The 16,483-nt window shown below is 45.2% G+C and carries 16 protein-coding genes, 1 tRNA gene and 1 pseudogene; 10 read left to right on the top strand and 8 right to left on the bottom strand.

Features of this window, described 5'->3' with window-relative positions; genetic code table 11:
• Positions 1-487 precede the first annotated feature (487 nt).
• Together F6K63_RS31340 and psbX are read right to left on the bottom strand one after the other, a co-directional pair.
• Positions 488-1,459 carry a Ycf66 family protein gene (locus F6K63_RS31340; RefSeq protein WP_287252010.1) on the bottom strand — a complete coding sequence of 324 codons (972 nt, stop codon included), beginning with the start codon at positions 1,457-1,459 and terminating at the stop codon, positions 488-490.
• Between the two features lie 195 nt (positions 1,460-1,654).
• Positions 1,655-1,774 (bottom strand): photosystem II reaction center X protein, encoded by a 120-nt coding sequence (gene psbX / locus F6K63_RS31335; protein WP_071986908.1) that lies wholly within the window; start codon positions 1,772-1,774, stop codon positions 1,655-1,657.
• Between the two features lie 457 nt (positions 1,775-2,231).
• Between psbX and F6K63_RS31330 the strand changes: the two genes are divergently transcribed.
• Positions 2,232-2,516, top strand: a complete 285-nt coding sequence (locus F6K63_RS31330) for a YggT family protein (RefSeq protein WP_008186608.1) — start codon at positions 2,232-2,234, stop codon at positions 2,514-2,516.
• Here the strand turns inward: F6K63_RS31330 and F6K63_RS31325 are convergent.
• The 3 genes from F6K63_RS31325 to accC form a co-directional block, all read right to left on the bottom strand.
• Positions 2,513-2,725, bottom strand: coding sequence for a hypothetical protein (locus F6K63_RS31325; protein ID WP_044493872.1), 213 nt, complete (start codon positions 2,723-2,725; stop codon positions 2,513-2,515). The genes F6K63_RS31330 and F6K63_RS31325 overlap by 4 nt on opposite strands.
• A 120-nt stretch (positions 2,726-2,845) precedes the next feature.
• Positions 2,846-3,403 (bottom strand): EF-hand domain-containing protein, encoded by a 558-nt coding sequence (locus F6K63_RS31320; protein ID WP_008186607.1) that lies wholly within the window; start codon positions 3,401-3,403, stop codon positions 2,846-2,848.
• A 456-nt stretch (positions 3,404-3,859) separates the two neighbouring features.
• Positions 3,860-5,206, bottom strand: coding sequence for an acetyl-CoA carboxylase biotin carboxylase subunit (gene accC / locus F6K63_RS31315; RefSeq protein WP_287314187.1), 1,347 nt, complete (start codon positions 5,204-5,206; stop codon positions 3,860-3,862).
• A gap of 333 nt (positions 5,207-5,539) precedes the next feature.
• On the opposite strand from accC, the gene F6K63_RS31310 reads away from it, so the two are divergent.
• Both F6K63_RS31310 and F6K63_RS31305 read left to right on the top strand, forming a co-directional pair.
• Positions 5,540-5,620 (top strand) — tRNA-Leu (locus F6K63_RS31310).
• A gap of 90 nt (positions 5,621-5,710) precedes the next feature.
• Positions 5,711-5,872, top strand: coding sequence for a hypothetical protein (locus F6K63_RS31305; protein ID WP_154659851.1), 162 nt, complete (start codon positions 5,711-5,713; stop codon positions 5,870-5,872).
• Positions 5,873-5,876: 4 nt separating this feature from the next.
• Here the strand turns inward: F6K63_RS31305 and F6K63_RS31300 are convergent, their stop codons facing one another.
• Entirely contained in the window at positions 5,877-6,686 is an 810-nt protein-coding gene (locus F6K63_RS31300; protein ID WP_008186603.1) for a creatininase family protein, read from the bottom strand.
• Between F6K63_RS31300 and F6K63_RS31295 the strand changes: the two genes are divergently transcribed.
• Positions 6,681-6,878: a hypothetical protein gene (locus F6K63_RS31295; RefSeq protein WP_131827281.1), complete on the top strand. Its 198-nt coding sequence runs from the start codon at positions 6,681-6,683 to the stop codon at positions 6,876-6,878. The two genes, F6K63_RS31300 and F6K63_RS31295, sit on opposite strands and share 6 nt — an antisense overlap.
• 228 nt (positions 6,879-7,106) lie before the next feature.
• On the opposite strand, the gene F6K63_RS31290 is transcribed toward F6K63_RS31295, so the two are convergent.
• Positions 7,107-7,415, bottom strand: a complete 309-nt coding sequence (locus F6K63_RS31290) for a hypothetical protein (protein WP_287252000.1) — start codon at positions 7,413-7,415, stop codon at positions 7,107-7,109.
• A 428-nt stretch (positions 7,416-7,843) separates the two neighbouring features.
• Between F6K63_RS31290 and F6K63_RS31285 the strand changes: the two genes are divergently transcribed.
• The 6 genes and pseudogenes from F6K63_RS31285 to F6K63_RS31260 all read left to right on the top strand — a co-directional run bounded on the left by F6K63_RS31285 (position 7,844) and on the right by F6K63_RS31260 (position 15,361).
• A complete protein-coding gene (locus F6K63_RS31285) occupies positions 7,844-9,193 on the top strand; it encodes an ATP-binding protein (protein ID WP_287314185.1) in 1,350 nt (449 codons plus the stop codon).
• Positions 9,148-9,309, top strand: coding sequence for a hypothetical protein (locus F6K63_RS31280; protein WP_287314183.1), 162 nt, complete (start codon positions 9,148-9,150; stop codon positions 9,307-9,309). Before F6K63_RS31285 ends, F6K63_RS31280 begins: the two co-directional genes overlap by 46 nt.
• A gap of 171 nt (positions 9,310-9,480) precedes the next feature.
• Positions 9,481-13,566, top strand: a complete 4,086-nt coding sequence (locus tag F6K63_RS31275) for an nSTAND1 domain-containing NTPase (protein WP_287314181.1) — start codon at positions 9,481-9,483, stop codon at positions 13,564-13,566.
• Between the two features lie 351 nt (positions 13,567-13,917).
• Positions 13,918-14,301: an Mth938-like domain-containing protein gene (locus F6K63_RS31270; RefSeq protein ID WP_287314179.1), complete on the top strand. Its 384-nt coding sequence runs from the start codon at positions 13,918-13,920 to the stop codon at positions 14,299-14,301.
• A gap of 31 nt (positions 14,302-14,332) precedes the next feature.
• Positions 14,333-14,603, top strand: a pseudogene (locus F6K63_RS37450) (hypothetical protein); the annotation flags it as partial.
• Positions 14,604-14,743: 140 nt separating this feature from the next.
• The gene (locus F6K63_RS31260; protein ID WP_287314191.1) at positions 14,744-15,361 is read left to right on the top strand and encodes a CP12 domain-containing protein; all 618 of its coding nucleotides are present in this window, start codon (positions 14,744-14,746) and stop codon (positions 15,359-15,361) included.
• Between the two features lie 167 nt (positions 15,362-15,528).
• Here F6K63_RS31260 and F6K63_RS31255 read toward each other — a convergent pair whose 3' ends face one another.
• Positions 15,529-16,416, bottom strand: coding sequence for an Rpn family recombination-promoting nuclease/putative transposase (locus F6K63_RS31255; RefSeq protein ID WP_287314176.1), 888 nt, complete (start codon positions 16,414-16,416; stop codon positions 15,529-15,531).
• Positions 16,417-16,483 lie beyond the last annotated feature (67 nt).

The raw sequence follows: 16,483 nt of genomic DNA, 5'->3' as shown, positions 1-16,483 counted from the left end.
CCTCAGCCCTCAGCCCTCAGCCCTCAGCCCTCAGCCCTCAGCCCTCAGCCCTCAGCCCTCAGCCCTCAGCCCTCAGCCCTCAGCCCTCAGCCCTCAGCCCTCAGCCCTCAGCCCTCAGCCCTCAGCCTTTAGCCCTCAGCCTTTAGCAGATAACTGATAACTAATAGCACCTCAAGTAGCGTGCCCTTAAGCTGATAGCTGATAGCTGATAGCTGATAGCTGATAGCTGATAGCTGATAGTTGATAGCTGATAGTTGATAGCTGATAGCTGATAGCTGATAGCTGATAGTTGATAGCTGATAGCTGATAGCTGATAGCTGATAGCTGATAGCTGATAGCTGATAGCTAATAGCTAATAGCTGATAGCTGATAGTTTATAGCTGATAGCTGATAGCTGATAGCTGATAGCTGATAGCTGATAGCTGATAGCTAATAGCTGATAGCTGATAGCTGATAGCTGATAGCTGATAGCTGATAGCTAGTTTTATTAGTACTCAAACGGTCCTAACGGCTCATCATCTTCCTCAGACAGGTCGATGGGTTTGTAATCCACATAATCGTTTTGGTCTGAGTAGTTAGAGGATGTTTCCTCCCTTGGGGTGGTACGACGCTTTCTTTCCCTTGAGGCTATCTGTGAGTCATAGTTTTCTGAGTCATAGTTTTCTATAGATTCACGACCGGAACGGCTACGGCGAACGGGTCTGTCTTCTCTATCTCTATCTAGATCTCTGTCTAGATCTCTGTCTAGATCCCGATCTAACTTAGCCTCCCAAGTGTCTACAGATCGTTCTACAGGTCGTTCCACAGATTGTTCCGAAGGACGAGAACGTCTACTACGATATGGTCTGTCTTCCCAATCACTATCTAACTTAGCCTGCCAGGTCTCTCTAGGTCGTTCTGAAAACTGACCATTAGAACGAGGGCGGCGTTTACGCGTCCGCTCTTCTAGCCTAGATTCCTCTGAACTCCCTCGACTCCTTGGTGGACGGCGGGTTTCTGCTTCATAACGGTCTATGCGCCTTTCCCTGGAATCTGCTGTGGGCCGCAAGCGAGGGTTGGAGTATTGCTCCTCTACCGGCTCTAGTTCATCGTATTCATCATAAACATTAGCCTCTTGTGGTTCTTCGCGGTAATAGTTACGGCTAACTGGTCGCTGGCGGTCTTCAAACCCAGCATCTTCCCGGGCTTTTTTAGTGGCAACGCCCCGTAACCGCAGACTTTCCACACCAAAAAATATTGCTGTACCGCTCAACAACAGCTGACTCAACTGCAAAATTGGATCGAGTCGCCATCCCTGAGTCACCAGAATAAAGCCACAAACTACCCCGACCACAGTGAAAAAGATATCATGGTCTCTGGCTAGTTCTGGACGGACCGAGCGCAGGAAATAGAGTCCTGCTCCGGCAAGCATCAAGAATATGCCCAAAAGGCTAGCTGAATTAAACCCAAAATTTACCATTGCTACTCTCCTATGGTCAGTTTTATGGTAGCGAGTTATTGGTCTTACACTCTACTGTAACTGGAGAACAACCATTTTACTCCTGGATCAGGAGAGATTCTGAATACAAAAATTGAGCGGGTTGTGAACCCACTCAATTTCCTGCTATCGAAGCTCCGCCTTACTTCGTTGAAGGCATAGATAGTAGGGATTTCGTTATGAGCGTTGGATCTTATCGCTCTGGCTAAAGACGATTAGTGCCACAGTGGCAGGAATAACCACAATGGCAGTACCCAAAAGTAAACTCCACAAAAAGTTGGCTAATGAAGGTGTCATAAAAACTCCTAGTTAATTTGTAAATCTTGTTTGTGATGCTCCTACACTTCCCAATCGGGTAAGTGTTAGACATGATTGCTTTCCCCCATGCCACTGCCGGTTCCCTATTGGAGCAGAGGTGAGGCTTGGTGAGGGGTGAACTAAGAACATGATACTATTATTGAGAAAGTTTAAATTAAATTAACTACAATCACAAGGACGCCCGTAAGCCACCTACCCACCTAAGGCGGCACGTAAGCTATCAGCTATCAGTTATCAGCTATCAGCTTATCGGTTAGGTCACAGGCTGGAAGCCTGTGCCACGGTAATCTTCGCGCAGCGTGCCCGTAGCGCAATCGGCGCTTTTGAATAAAATAAGCTGACCACTGACCACTGACCACTGACTGCTCACCGCTCACCGCTCACCGCTGACGGTGCCACCAGCAATACATTTGTGATCATTAAGATTAAATAAGCCATGACTGCTGCTACGATTGCTATCTGGACTCTTGGTCCGTTACTCGGACTAATGATCTTTTTGTTTATCTTTCGCATTGTTCTGACCTGGTATCCTCAGGTAGACCTAAATCGTTTGCCATTTAATCTAGTAGCTTGGCCAACGGAACCCTTTTTAGTGCCAATGCGCAAAATTGTGCCTCCCATTGGTGGGGTTGATATTAGCCCAATTATTTGGGTAGGGATTTTCAGCCTGCTGCGGGAAATTCTTTTAGGTCAGCAGGGAATCCTGAGGATGATGATCTAGAAGGTTGGAGGTTGAAGGTTGGAGGTTACAGGTTGGAGGTTACAGGTTGGAGGTTGTTCGCGTAGCGTGGCCTTTTGGCCAAGGTTGAAGGTTGAAGGTTGCAGGTTGCAGGTTGAAGGTTGCAGGTTGTTTGGTTGTTCGCGTAGCGTGGCCTTTTGGCCAAGGTTGAAGGTTACAGGGGTAATGGTTAACCATTCACTTAGCCCCAATGGTTTTAGGAAAGTTCAAGGTTCCAGGAAAAATTTCAAGGGGGGTGTGAAGGATTACCTTCAGCGGTCTCAACTCTACTGAGTTTCAGCTAGATGGAAAAACCAGTCCTGACATTGGGATTATTCATAGGAGCCGTAAAGCCAGTTACCAGGTGTATTAGGATCATCACTTGTATGAAATTCCTTGCTTCTTTCTAAGTATTCCTCACTAGAGATAACTCCATCTCCATTCTGATTTAACTTGGCAAAAGCTACTTCAGCAATATCTTCGTCGAGCTGTACTGCTTTACAAAACTCTTTGTATTCAGCCAGACTAATTGTACCATTACTATCCGTATCCAAGATGCTAAAGATAATGCTTGCTTTAGCATCATGAGCTTCTTGAAGTTCTGCTGAATTAGGGAAATTAGCAATCGATTTTTCGGCCACCGTCAGATACTCTTCCAATTCTACTTTTCCGTCACCATTGAGATCGGCAGGCTGCCAAAATTTTTGCCAAATTGCCGCATATTTTGCACTAATATCTTCAAATTCTGGCATTCCCGGTTCCAAACCTCGTAGCAAAGCCAGATTAAGAGCGCATCGCTCTAAGTCGGCTTTGTCCACATATCCATTCTTGTCTGCATCGTATACCCAAAAATTCTTGGTATGTTTTTTATTCAATAGTTCACTCAACATTTTTATACTTCCCTAGTAAAATCAGCATTTTTTCAATAATTATTTTATAACAGAAGTAATTGATTTTAATTCCATTTAAACTTTATTTAATAAAAACTTTAATAAGTTTATACTGCTTGACTATTTAATTAACTATAAATAGTTGGCTATTACCATGTAATTCCCCTCCCTTTGGGACAAAAACGAACGTGAAAATACTGACCGGGCTGGAGTCACAGAGATTTAAAAGACTTAAATGTAGTACACTGATTTACTTTACGGTTATGGGAGGGGAATTGAAGAAAAGTTCTGCTATGAGGACTTACCCATTGACAAGATAGACAAGATGTGTATTAACAGAAAAAAGTAAAACTAAGATGCGTTCGCGTAGCGTGCGCGTAGCGCTATCGCTAATTACCAAGGACTTACTTTTGTCTTTCTTCCTACTTCTGCCCTCTGCCTTCTGCCTTCTGCTGTTCAGGTCATCATCTCCTTCTCGACAAAATTGGTATAGACCTGACCCTCAATAAAAGCTGGTGTCTCTAGGATTTTTTGATGGAAAGTGAGGGTGGTGGTGACTCCGGTAATGGCACACTCCCTTAAGGCTCGTTTCATGCGCTGAATGGCCGCATCACGGGTGGGACCCCAAACGATTAATTTCCCAATCAGAGAGTCGTAATAGGGGGGAATTTCGTAATCGGGGTAAACATGGGAATCCATGCGCACCCCTGGTCCTCCTGGTGGTAGGTAAGCACTAATTCGTCCTGGTTGGGGACGGAAACCGTGGTCTGGATCTTCGGCATTGATCCGACATTCGATGGCGTGACCTTTGAGAGTAACTTGGTCTTGGGTCAGGCTTAGTTTATCCCCTTCAGCAATTTTAATTTGTTCGGCGATCAAGTCTAGACCGGTGATCATCTCGGTGACTGGGTGTTCTACCTGAATTCGGGTGTTCATTTCCATAAAGTAGAATTCACCAGAGGCATCTAAGAGAAACTCTACTGTACCAACTCCGACGTAATTGATGGACTTAGCGGCCATTACCGCAGCATTACCCATTTTTTCCCGCAATTCTGGGTCAAGCACTGGGCTAGGGGCTTCTTCCAGTAGCTTTTGGTGACGCCGTTGGATCGAGCAGTCTCGCTCACCCAAGTGGATTGCGTTGCCGTGACTATCAGCTAAAATTTGAATCTCGATATGGCGAGGGCGTTGAATAAATTTTTCAATATATACCCCGCCATTACCAAAGGCGGCTTGGGCTTCCCCTTGAGCGGCTTGGAAGAGTTTAATCAATTGGCTGTCATCCTGTACCAGGCGCATACCCCTTCCTCCACCACCAGCAGTGGCTTTAATCATGACAGGATAGCCAATTTGACGTGCGATCGCATGAGCTTCTTGCTCAGAGCTGACTAATCCATCACTTCCAGGTACTGTGGGCACACCCGCTCGTTGCATGGTTTCTTTGGCCGTAGATTTATCTCCCATGGCCCGGATCGCTTCTGGGGTAGGACCGATGAAAGAAATCTGATGATCAGCACAGATTTCAGCAAAACGGGCATTTTCTGATAGGAAACCATAGCCTGGATGAATGGCAGTGGCGTTGCGAGTGAGGGCAGCAGAAATAATATTGGGTATATTTAAATAACTTTTGCTGCTGGGAGGATCCCCGATACAAACCGCTTCATCGGCCAGTTGGACATTAAGAGCATGTTGGTCAATGGTCGAGTGAACTGCAACGGTGGGAATCCCCATCTCCTCACAGGTTCGGATAATCCGTAAGGCAATTTCCCCACGATTGGCAATTAATATCTTTGAAAATTTCATAAAATAGCTTGGCTATATAGGGTTTTTAGTTGAGATGTAAAACTAGGATTGATGGGGAAGTGTGGGAAGTGTGGGAAGTGTGGGGAGGGTGGGGAGAAAGGTCGGTGTGGGGAGGGTTGGGAAATATAGTAAGTGTGGGGAGGGTGGGGCGCAACATGGTTTATAAACTATTAAGGGTTTTTTTTGTCTTAATCCCTAATGCCTAGTGCTATCATGCCTAAATTGAGTTTACCCGTCAATTTAAGTTTCACAGCAATTTTGACAGTAATTTTATGATCCAGGCTTTGCAGCTCAGTACTGTTGTATGTTATCCTAAGAAACGGTTAGCAAATCGCGGATGTGGTGGAATGGTAGACACGCACGCTTGAGGGGCGTGTGGCGAAAGCCATGCGAGTTCGAGTCTCGCCATCCGCATTGATCAGCCAAGAGTTCTAGGCAACTTCCCAACGGGGAGCTTCGGCTCAGGGCAGAAGAAAAATAGATGAAAACATTATCATAAAAGGGATGCAGCACTATGGGACAAGGGCGCACCATTGCCTATTGCCTATTGCCTCTTGCCTATTCCCACACTCTTCTTCCCTCCCCTTCTCCCCACACTTCCCACCCTCCCCACCCTCCTCAGACTTCCGATTCCCGATTCCCGATTCCCGATTCCCGATTCCCTAAGCAATCACCTCTTCGTCACATCAGGCTGCTGAAACCGATAGATATCGCGAATCACGTTTACCCAACCATCACAAAGAGAGGCTAATAAGCGATCGCCTTTTTCCTCACTTGCTGCTGTGGCATCCCCGAGTACTCCACTCTGAGTCAGCCCCTTGGTCAGCCAAGCAAAGGACAAATTTCCTTCCATACTCAATAGACTATCTTCGGGCAATCCCTGGGGATATTCCTTTACTGCCCGATCCATTTTCACTTGACCGGGGAGTAGACAGAGCATGAGACTAGTTTCTAAATCCCCCCCATGAATCCCTAATTCTAATTCTTTCTGGGTAGCTAATTCCTTGGCCATGTTAGGCACGCCCCAGGTAAACAAGGGAAATACCATAAAATCTTCATGCTTGTGGTGAATATCCCGTGCTGCAATTTCCATCACTTGGGGTTGTCCGCCATGGGAATTCATCAGTACTAACTTCCGAAACCCACACCGATAGATACTATCAGCCATTTCCATCAGCACCGCTAGTAAGGTTTGAGCACTAAGGGTAATGGTGCCAGGAAAATGCCAATGCTCATTGGATTTGCCGTAATAAAGGGGAGGTAAGGCATAAGCCGGGATTTCTGGGTCTAAGCAGCCTAAGGCTTTGCCCAAGACTCCCACCCCAATCGCCGCATCTACAATCAGCGGTAAATGGGGGCCATGCTGCTCAATGGAAGCGACCGGCTGAATAATCACAACATTTTCTTTGTCTGGCATCTGTTCGATATCAGTCCAGGTCAGATAAGGGAAAAATCGTTCCGGAGGAATGAAATTATGCATAAGAGTGTGGGGAGGGTGGGAAGTGTGGGAGGTGTGGGGAGAGGGAAAAAATCCTCTGTAGTTCATAGGTATGAGAAACCCTATATAGTAGAATACTTTGCCCACCGGACTTTAATTAGTATTTTTTTACACTCAGGAGGTTCAGAGGTTCGTTCACGAGGTTCAGAGGCTGATGCGATCGCACTTACTTAAATTAGCCTACCCTTAGTGCTATAGTTTTTTACTCAGGACTTACCCACAGAATCCATGGGTAGGGTGGGCAAGGTTTTGCCCACCCTACAGGTAGCTACCCTTAGTGCTATAGTTTTTTAATTATCAAGCATCAAAGCTCGATAACCAGCTTGAACAAGGCGTTCCATACAAATAATGGTCATGTTCCATAGCCCAGTCTGATGGTGCTTCAACTGTTCCGGCAAATCCTTATAACACATCCCAGGCATTTTGGCTAGTAACTACTGTTGTCACTTCTGTCTCAATAGCAATCGCGTAGCGCTTGCCGGGTTCGAGATTAACAGTTCTGTCTAACCGTAAAACCTCACCATCGAAGATAGCTGTTACTACAGGTATCTTTCGAGCTTCTGTGCTGTCAGCAGGTTGAGTTTTAACATCTTGGCGGAGGTGAATTTCCTGTATTAGGTCTGCCCAGCTAAAATCTTCTGGTAATTTATCGATTAATCTACGTGCTTCTTCTTTGAGATTAAGGCTTGCCATAAATTTTATCGTAAGCATTCAGCCGTCAGCCATTCGCGTTTGCGAAGCGTCGGCTTTGCCGAAAGCTTGGCCTATGGCCAAGGCCAAGGCTCACGCTGCTTGAGGTGGTTATTTTATTCAAAAGCACCTCAAGTAGCGCATTAGCTGATAGCTGATAGCTGATAGCTGAATGCTTACATTTTATCCTCCAAGTCATTAAGCTAGTGGGATCACTTTGGCTGATCAGGCTCACAGGCTCAATCACCAGGCTCACAGGCTGATGCGATCGCACTTGCCTAAATTAGCCTACCCTTAGTGCAATGGATTACTATAGACAAAAATAACCTATTAGTGTACCCAAAAACGAATTAGAACTCGCAGCATTACTAATGATACATATACAGTCTTGAACCCTTGATGATCTGACACCTCACACCCTACACCCCACACCCCACACCCCACACCGGATGACTCTAAACTTCACCGAGTTTTACAAAGCCACTAATCCAAGCAAAACCCTTGATCTCACCCAGGCAGAAGACCAGAAACTCTATATCGATTTTTCTGCTGTCCGGGGGGGAGCACTGATTGAGCAACTGAAAGCGCAAATTACTCTATTCTCGGAAGACCAGCCCACCTGTCAATTATTTACGGGACATATTGGTTGTGGGAAATCTACGGAATTATCTCGACTCAAGGCTGAGTTGCTAGCAGAAAACTTTCATGTGGTTTACTTCGAGTCGGATCAGGACTTGGAGATGAATGATGTAGATGTGGGGGATATTTTATTAGTTATTGCTCGCCAGGTCAGTGAAAGTTTGGAAGCTAACCAGGTTAACTTACAACTAAAAGGCTTTAAAGCTTTCCTACAGGAAATTAACACATTGTTGGGTTCCGATGTGACTGGGGTTGAGGTTAAGATTCCCAAGGTTGGTGAGTTTGGGGTCAAGGAAAAACAGGGAGAGTATTCGCTATCGGCAGGAATTGCCAAGATTACCACGAAAGCCAAAAATAGCCCAACCTTGCGTAATCGGTTGCGGGATTATATCGAACCTCGTACCAAAACCATTATTGATGTTATTAATACCGAGTTGATTGAGCCTGCGATCGCTCAACTCCAACACCAGGGAAAACGGGGACTAGTGGTAATCGTGGATAACCTTGACCGAGTGGAAATTGTGCCCAAGCCTTGGGGCAGACCACAACCGGAATATTTATTTGTAGACCGGGGAGAACAGTTGCGCCAACTCAACTGTCATGTTATATATACGATGCCCCTAGGGCTACGATTTTGTAATGATATCGTCCGGCTTACCAATCGTTTCGGGGTTGAGCCGAAGGTGTTGCCCATGGTGCCAGTGACGCAACGGAATGGTAAGGAGTGTGAGCAAGGAATGGCAAGGCTCAGAGCGATGGTAATGGCTAGAGCTTTCCCTAAGCTAGCATCAGCGCAACGGTTGCAGGGAATTGGGGAAGTGTTTGATGCACCAGAAACCCTGGACAGACTCTGTTCTATCAGTGGTGGTCATGTGCGGGAGTTACTGGCAATGATTCGGGATTGGATTATGGTGGAAGGCAAGTTACCGCTATCCCGAGCAGGGTTAGACCAGGTTATTCGTAGTCGCTGTAATAAAATCCGATTAGCAATTGATGAAGAGGAGTGGAAATTATTGCGTCAGGTTCATCAGAACCAAGAAGTAAGTGGTGACGACCATTATCGAGTGCTGGTGCGTAGTCTATTTGTGTATGAGTACTATGACCCTCAAGGGTCTTGGTTTGCAGTGAATCCGATTCTAGTAGAAACAGGAAAGTTATAGCGGCGGGAATCGGGAATCGGGAATCGGGAATCGGGAATCGGGAATCGGGAATCGGGAATCGGGAATCGGGAATCGGGAATCGGGAATCGGGGGAAGAGTTGCGTAGGGTGCGTTAGGGACGGGCTCCCCCTGATTTTATCGGTAGGCAGTATTGGGACAGTCCGTCCCGTAACGCACCACCGGGTCTGACCGCCTCAAGCGAGAGTGTTAGGTTGCTGCCCGTAACGCACCACCTCAAAGTCAGACCTTGAATTTAGAAACACGATGACACCGATTGCGATAACCCAATGACTAATCGTCAGCCACAGGATCATCACCAAAACGCTGATCATCAACAGCTATTGAAGCAGCTGGCTTGGGCAATGGAAATGGGAGCCGGTGAAAAGGAATTTTCCTTAATCTTTGCCCATTGTAATTATACCCAGTGGCGAGACCAGTTGATTCAACAGCTGGCCGAGGTTTGTTCCGTAGAGATTCTCCCGATTGGGCTAACTCCGGAGGTCACTCAGCTCTACAGGACTATATACAGCCACATTCAATCCCAACTGGCACAACAACCGCCCCAAGGGATTATGGTTTATGGCTTTGAGGTGGTCAGAAACCTTGAGCAACTGCTCAGATTAGCCAATCGAGTCCGGGAAGAGTTTCGGAAACAGTTCCATGTCCCGGTTTTATTTTGGGTAGATGATCGAGTCTATTCCCAATTCCTGCACTCCGCCAGGGATTTGGCCAGTTGGGGAACCGGTTCACCCCTGGACTTTCAAATCTCTACCGCTGACGTAATCGAATTTATCCAACAGGTTACTGATCTTGGGTTTGCTCAAGTCTTAGCCGCTGGAGCTGCTGAGGTTCTTAACCATAAACATAATCTCAGTAACCAGCAGCTGGCTGACTTACGCCAAGCTTGGCAAGACTTGCAACATCGGCAGGTAGAATTAGCGCTAGACTTAGAAGCTAGTGTGGAATTTATTTTAGGTCGAGGAATTCCCGATGATCTCAAGCAGTCCCAAGAGCATTATCAACGAAGTATAGACCTGTGGGAACGTCTTCTGCGAGCTTACCCCTCTTCCCGCTCTGCCGACCGCGAATATCTAATCCGATACGGATGTGTTCTTTTCCATATGGGGCAATTGTACCGTACCTATGCCGATCAAAACCGGAATCAGCATAAGCAACATTGCCTACGGGCTAGGGAATATTTTGTGCGATCGCATTATTGGTTTGAGAAAGCTAAGCGTCTAGACTTAGTGGCTAAGTTTATCAATCCCTTGGGGGAAATTTTACAAAGACTAGGGCTATGGCATGAGTTAGATCACTTAGCTAAAAAAGCCTTAACCCTCCATCAGGAATACCCCAACCCAGTCTGCCTTGCTCATGATTACGGCTTTCTAGAGGCAGAAGTCGCCATCTCTCGCTCCCAATGGCATCGAGTCAAGGAGTTGGCAACTCAAGCACTGGAAATCCTTACCGATGCCAAGAATTCTGTTCACCTCCCTGGTGACCTGACGCGGGAGCAGTTGGACTGGGCGTGGGGACTTCATCAAGGTTGGTATCGCTTATCCTTAGGCAGAGCCTACAAGCATCTTGGTGAACCCCAGAAAGGGATTGCCCATCTTGAGCTTGCCAAAGACCAAACCCTACCTAAGTTTAATCCTGATCTATATATTAAAATTCTGGCAGAATTGCGACAGCTCTACTTTGACCAAGGGGAGTATCAAAGAGCTTTCTCAGTTAAGGCATACCAGCAATCAATCGAGTATCAGTTCCGGTTTCGGGCATTTGTGGGCGTTGGTCAATTGTCCCTCAACCAAGGAATCAGGGATACTCAGGTGGCTGATCGCATTGCTGTCTCTGGTCGAGAGCAAGCTATTAATGACTTAGTGGAGCGTATTGCTCGCACAGACCACAAACTAACGCTAATTTGTGGCTCCTCCGGCGTGGGTAAAAGTTTTCTAATTGAATCTGGTTTAATTCCTAGATTACAGCAAGAGATTATTGCCGCTCGGGATGTGGAGCCGGTGTTGCTGACAGTTTATAACCGGTGGGAGTATAGCTTGGCTAAAAGGATAGTTGGCACAGAGCAGAGGGGAGAGGGGGATGAAATTCTGGGCAAAATTCTCCACCAGCTGGGACACAATGGTGACAGTAATCGACTGACTGTGCTAATTTTCGACCAGTTTGAAGAATTTTTCTTTCAGTATCCTCAGCCACAGCAACGGCGAGTTTTTTATCAATTTGTAAAAGACTGTCTAGACCTTGAGGCGGTAAAGGTTATTCTAGCCTTACGAGAAGATTATATCTATTATTTATTAGAGTGTAATAACCGCCTAATTAGTTTAGATGTCGTCAATAATGATATCCTCAGCAAGGATGTCCTATATTACTTAGGTAATTTTACTCAGTCCCAGGCCAAAGCGGTGATTGAACGGTTAACGAAGCAGGCTAAGTTTTCCTTAGAACCAGAGTTGATTGAGCAATTGGTCAAAGATTTAGCAGCAGAAACAGGAGAAGTACGTCCGATTGAGTTGCAGGTGGTGGGAGCGCAATTAGAAACCGAGGAAATAGTCACCTTGGAGAGGTATAAGAAAGGGGGCGATAAGGAAAAACTAGTAGAGCGTTATCTGGACGCTGTGGTTACCGATTGTGGACCTGAACACCAAGAAACTACCTGGCAATTGTTGTTTCTCTTGACTGATGACAAGCAATTGAGACCCTTAAGAACGCAGAGTGAATTAGCTACCGGGTTAAGGTTAACCCCAGAGCAACTCACCTTGATTTTGGATATTTTAGTGAGCTCAGGTTTAGTGTTTCAAATTCCACTAGGAACAGAAGAATTATATCAGTTAGTTCATGATTATTTAGTACATCCAATTCGGAAAATATTGGCAAATTTTGAGGAAAAAAAGCGGATTTTAGAGCAATGGAAGCAAGAAGGAGCAAAACTAGAACGAGCAGGATTTGAACATCTTAACCAATTTAAATATAGCCCGTTTGATACCTTACTAGCAGCTATGGAGACCGGGAAAGCCTTGAAAGCAATGGTCACGAAAAATACTCCCTGGAAAGACTATCCTGCTGCTAGTCCTTTACTGGCTTTACAACAGATTCTTGACCACATTGAGGAGCGTAGACTTGGGAAGCATCTACTAGCTTTACAAATGATTCTTGACCACATTCAGGAGCCTAGACTTGGAAAGCATCAGGGTAAGGTTAGGCAGGTGGAATTTAGCCAGGATGGTCAGCATCTGGCTAGCGCTGGAGTTGACGGAATCGTGAAGTTGTGGAATCTCAAAACTGGGCAAGTCCAACAAGAATTTAAGGAGCATCAGGGTAGGGTTACCCAGATGGAATTTAGCCAGGATGGTCAGCTGCTGGCTAGCGCTGGATTTGACGGAATTGTCAGGTTGTGGAATGTCAACACTGGGCAAGTCAAAGAATTTAAGGGGCATCGGGGTAAGGTTAGGCAGGTGGCATTGAGCTGGGATGGTCAGCTGCTGGCTAGCGCTGGATTTGACGGAATCATGAGGGTTTGGGATGTCAAAACTGGGCAAGTCCAAGAATTTAAAGGACATCAGGGTAAGGTTAGGAAGGTGACATTGAGCCAGGATGGTCAGCTGCTGGCTAGCGCTGGATTTGACGGAATCGTCAGGTTGTGGAATGTCAACACTGGGCAAGTCCAGGAATTGAAGGGGCATCAGGGTTGGGTTGACCAGGTGGCATTGAGCCGGGATGGTCAGCTGCTGGCTAGCGCTGGATTTGACGGAATTGTCAGGTTGTGGAATGTCAAAACTGGGCAAGTCCAAGCATTAAAAGGCCATCAGGGTAGAGTTTACCAGGTGGAATTTAGCTGGGATAGTCAACTCCTTGCTAGTGCTGGAGTTGACGGAATCGTGAGATTGTGGGATGTCAACACTGGACAAGTCCAAGCATTAAAAGGCCATCAGGGTAGAGTTTACCAGCTGGCATTGAGCCAGGACGGCCAGCTGCTGGCTAGCGCTAGAGTTGACGGAATCGTGAGATTGTGGGACGTCAAAACTAGGCAAATCCAGGAATTGAAAGGGCATCAGGGTTGGGTTGACCAGGTGGAATTTAGTCCGGATGGTCAGCTGCTGGCTAGCGCTGGAGTTGACCGTACCGTCCGCCTGTGGGATTTAGCAGGTCGGCAAATTGCCCAATTCGAGGGGACTCGCCTAGTTTTCCACCCATATGGGTCGCAACTGGCTACTATAGACGGTGATACCATCAAGCTGTGGCGGGTGGACACCCTGGATGGACTCTTAGCTAGGGGTTGCGCTTACTTACGTAGTAATTTCAGGAATAGTTCTGTCAATCCGGAACTGAAGGCGTTTTGTGATGGCTTGCTGGAAGAATGAAGAATGAAGAATGGAGAATGAAGAATGCAGAATGTAGAATTCTTAGTTCCCTTTGCTATTGTACTTTGACAACGTAGTTGTTGTTTATTTAGCCAGTTATCTAAATTTTAATTTTTGTAATAATCTCATCCCTAGCTGAGCTAATAACTAAGAATAACGCCTATAATGTAAGTATGATGAGTTAAAAAGTAAATCGGTAATTTGATGGTAACTTTTTATAAAATTACCGTTAAATAAACTGTATTAGTGTATTGCTGCTAGAACCAAACAAGAATGGAAGCGATAGGTTACAACAGCAATAGGGACTAGGGGTAAGAGTTTGGGAAGTTATGAGATGGAAAGGAAATAGTGATGAACAAATCTCCGACAAGCCTAATTAGTCATATCTCTTGGGGTCGTATGGAAGTAACCAATAATGGTGAGACTTATCAATTTAAAGATTGTAAAGTATGGCCGGGAGGAGCTAAGGAATGGGATTGGGGACTTACAGGTACTCGCCATCAGCCCGGTATTCAACCCGCCGATATCGAAGAAATTTTGGCACAGGGTATAGAGTTTATCGTTTTGTCCCGTGGTATGCAACTAATGCTACAAACCTGTCCGGAAACTGAGGAATTGCTCCGTCAAAGAGGAATTGAGTATTATATCGGCCATACTAAACTAGCTGTAGACTTATTCAACAGTTTGATGGAACAAGGTAGAAAAGTCGGAGGTATATTTCATTCGACTTGTTAACTCGTTATCAGCTTGAGCAAGGATGTAAAAAATTAAATTAGCAACAGTATGGTTAGCGGGGTGTTCGGGATGTCATATACTAAAGGGAACAGGGAACAGGGAACAGGGAACAGGGAGTAGGGAACAGGGAACAAAAATTCTCACAATTCATTTAGGATTGGTATATATCTTTTTTGGATCTAGACGAATGGCTGCTCGAACTCGCCAAATATCTAGATGTGGTTTACAGTCCCGTTGGGTCTGACCTGAAAGAGTACCCGGAAAACGTAGATGTTTGTTTAGTAGATGGTGGTATTGCCAATTAAGATAACTTAGAACTAATTAACCAAGTTCGGGAACCTAGCAAAATCCTCGTTGCTACCAAGCAATTTTATCCTAGATAAGCTATCATTTAGATGTAGCAAGTATAAACACAATTGTTAGTACTTTGTTTAGAGGTGGCATCATGATGAAAGCAGCAGATATTATGACCACAAACGTAATCACCATTGGTGGTTCCGCAACAGTAGCTGAAGCCGTGAATTTGATGAAAGAACAAGGCCTAATTTGCCTGATAGTTGAGCGTCGCTACGAACAAGATGCTTATGGCATTGTCACGGCAACCGATATTGTTAACAAGGTGGCTGCCTATGGTAAAGATCCGAAAAAGGTAAGGGTTTATGAGGTGATGACTAAACCTTGCATTACCGTTAATCCTGATCTTGCTGTAGAGTATGTAGCGCGGTTGTTTGCTAATACAGGGATTCGCTGTGCTCCAATCATTAAAGACAAATTGATTGGCATTATTTCCACCACCGATATTATCATCAAAAGTGATTTTGTCGAAAATCCTCAAGAAGTTATTTTTGAAGAACAAATTGAGAAATATATAGAAAGTGCTCGCGCTGTTTGTGCTGAAAAAGGAATAAAATCTCAGGACTGCGCTGTGGCGTGGGATATTGTGGAAGAAATGCAAGCTGAAGCAGCTTATCAGCGCAATCAAAAACCTGCTCAAACAGCTTTTGAAAAGTATCTTGAGCAGTTTCCAGATGCAGTAGAAGGCAAGATGTTTGACCTTTAAGCAATTGAAATGTTTGGGCTCTTCCGTACTTGTTATGCTAAATGAACACTTGAGCTAAGAGAGCAGGGAGCGTTGAATTTGTTGGTATTTTGATAGTTAGTTTAGCATAACAGGTACCGAAGAGCCACAATCCTAGGACTTCAAGGGGAATCAAGATGGGTAGGAGTTTACAACGATTCAATCTCTTCCCGAGAAAGTTGGGTGATGTTCATAATAGTCTCTACATCTAAACCTTGTTCCCGACAGGAACGGGCGATCGCTATTTTTTCTTCTTTTTTTCCTTGTTGAATACCTCTTATTTCTGCCTGTTCCACTTGCCATTTGGTCTCAAGCTCTTGGGTACTCAGGATACTGGCTTCGTCACGCTTGTTGTTGAGATAACGCTCATAAGCGGCTCGTTCTTGTTCTGATAAATTAGTGACTCGCAGCGCCTCCTTAGCTTCGGCTATTCCTTTGGCCGAAAATTCCGCTTTGATGTCGCTGTTTTTCAGAAAATAAATCCATTCATCTAAGGGGTTTTTCGCTAAATCCTTAAAATTCCTTACTTTCAGCAGGTAGTATTCTGGGAAGATATCTGCTACTTTATTGATGTGAAATTTAAATTCCTGAGTTTTTGTTGGTTGCAGGATATCTCCGAGATTAGCTCCAACGAACTCTCCCTGATAGGAATAAATATAGTCATCTCCCATGCCCAGATTAAAGTAGACTATATTGATTGAGTAGACTTTTTTAATTTGACCGTACTCTTGACCTTTATCTAAGTATTCGGTGACTAACTTAGACGCACCGTAGAGCATACGGTGGAAATAATCGTGTTGAGGGTTGTTTTGTACTTCAATCAGGATAAGCTCGCCATCAGTGGTTTCAGCGAGAATATCAACTCGGTTAGTTTTATCATCGAGTGTTTCTTGATTAGCTTCGCTTTCGAGAAGGGTTTTGATGGTAATATCGAAATGCAACAACTCGCTTAAAAACCCTTCCAAAACACCAAAGTTAGCTTTATTACGCAGCAGTTTTTTGATTGCCCAATCAAAGCGAATATGTGTGTCTGGCATTGTCTTGTTATCTTAAGGAAGAAAGAGTGAATGGTGAATGGTGAATGAAGAATGTAGAATGTAGAAT

It is taken from the genome of Moorena sp. SIO1G6, from assembly GCF_010672795.1.
Classification (GTDB): domain Bacteria; phylum Cyanobacteriota; class Cyanobacteriia; order Cyanobacteriales; family Coleofasciculaceae; genus Moorena; species Moorena producens.
Note: the sequence above shows the minus strand (reverse complement) of the source record. Positions and strands in the feature narration are given on the sequence as shown.

What these genes read in the sequence shown, in the direction of transcription:
- F6K63_RS31340 (WP_287252010.1), bottom strand. Translation starts at nt 1,459, where the DNA reads ATGGTAAATTTTGGGTTTAATTCAGCTAGCCTTTTGGGCATATTCTTG.
- psbX (WP_071986908.1), bottom strand. Translation starts at nt 1,774, where the DNA reads ATGACACCTTCATTAGCCAACTTTTTGTGGAGTTTACTTTTGGGTACT.
- F6K63_RS31330 (WP_008186608.1), top strand. Translation starts at nt 2,232, where the DNA reads ATGACTGCTGCTACGATTGCTATCTGGACTCTTGGTCCGTTACTCGGA.
- F6K63_RS31320 (WP_008186607.1), bottom strand. Translation starts at nt 3,403, where the DNA reads ATGTTGAGTGAACTATTGAATAAAAAACATACCAAGAATTTTTGGGTA.
- accC (WP_287314187.1), bottom strand. Translation starts at nt 5,206, where the DNA reads ATGAAATTTTCAAAGATATTAATTGCCAATCGTGGGGAAATTGCCTTA.
- F6K63_RS31305 (WP_154659851.1), top strand. Translation starts at nt 5,711, where the DNA reads ATGCAGCACTATGGGACAAGGGCGCACCATTGCCTATTGCCTATTGCC.
- F6K63_RS31295 (WP_131827281.1), top strand. Translation starts at nt 6,681, where the DNA reads ATGCATAAGAGTGTGGGGAGGGTGGGAAGTGTGGGAGGTGTGGGGAGA.
- F6K63_RS31300 (WP_008186603.1), bottom strand. Translation starts at nt 6,686, where the DNA reads ATGCATAATTTCATTCCTCCGGAACGATTTTTCCCTTATCTGACCTGG.
- F6K63_RS31290 (WP_287252000.1), bottom strand. Translation starts at nt 7,415, where the DNA reads ATGCTTACGATAAAATTTATGGCAAGCCTTAATCTCAAAGAAGAAGCA.
- F6K63_RS31285 (WP_287314185.1), top strand. Translation starts at nt 7,844, where the DNA reads ATGACTCTAAACTTCACCGAGTTTTACAAAGCCACTAATCCAAGCAAA.
- F6K63_RS31275 (WP_287314181.1), top strand. Translation starts at nt 9,481, where the DNA reads ATGACTAATCGTCAGCCACAGGATCATCACCAAAACGCTGATCATCAA.
- F6K63_RS31270 (WP_287314179.1), top strand. Translation starts at nt 13,918, where the DNA reads ATGAACAAATCTCCGACAAGCCTAATTAGTCATATCTCTTGGGGTCGT.
- F6K63_RS31255 (WP_287314176.1), bottom strand. Translation starts at nt 16,416, where the DNA reads ATGCCAGACACACATATTCGCTTTGATTGGGCAATCAAAAAACTGCTG.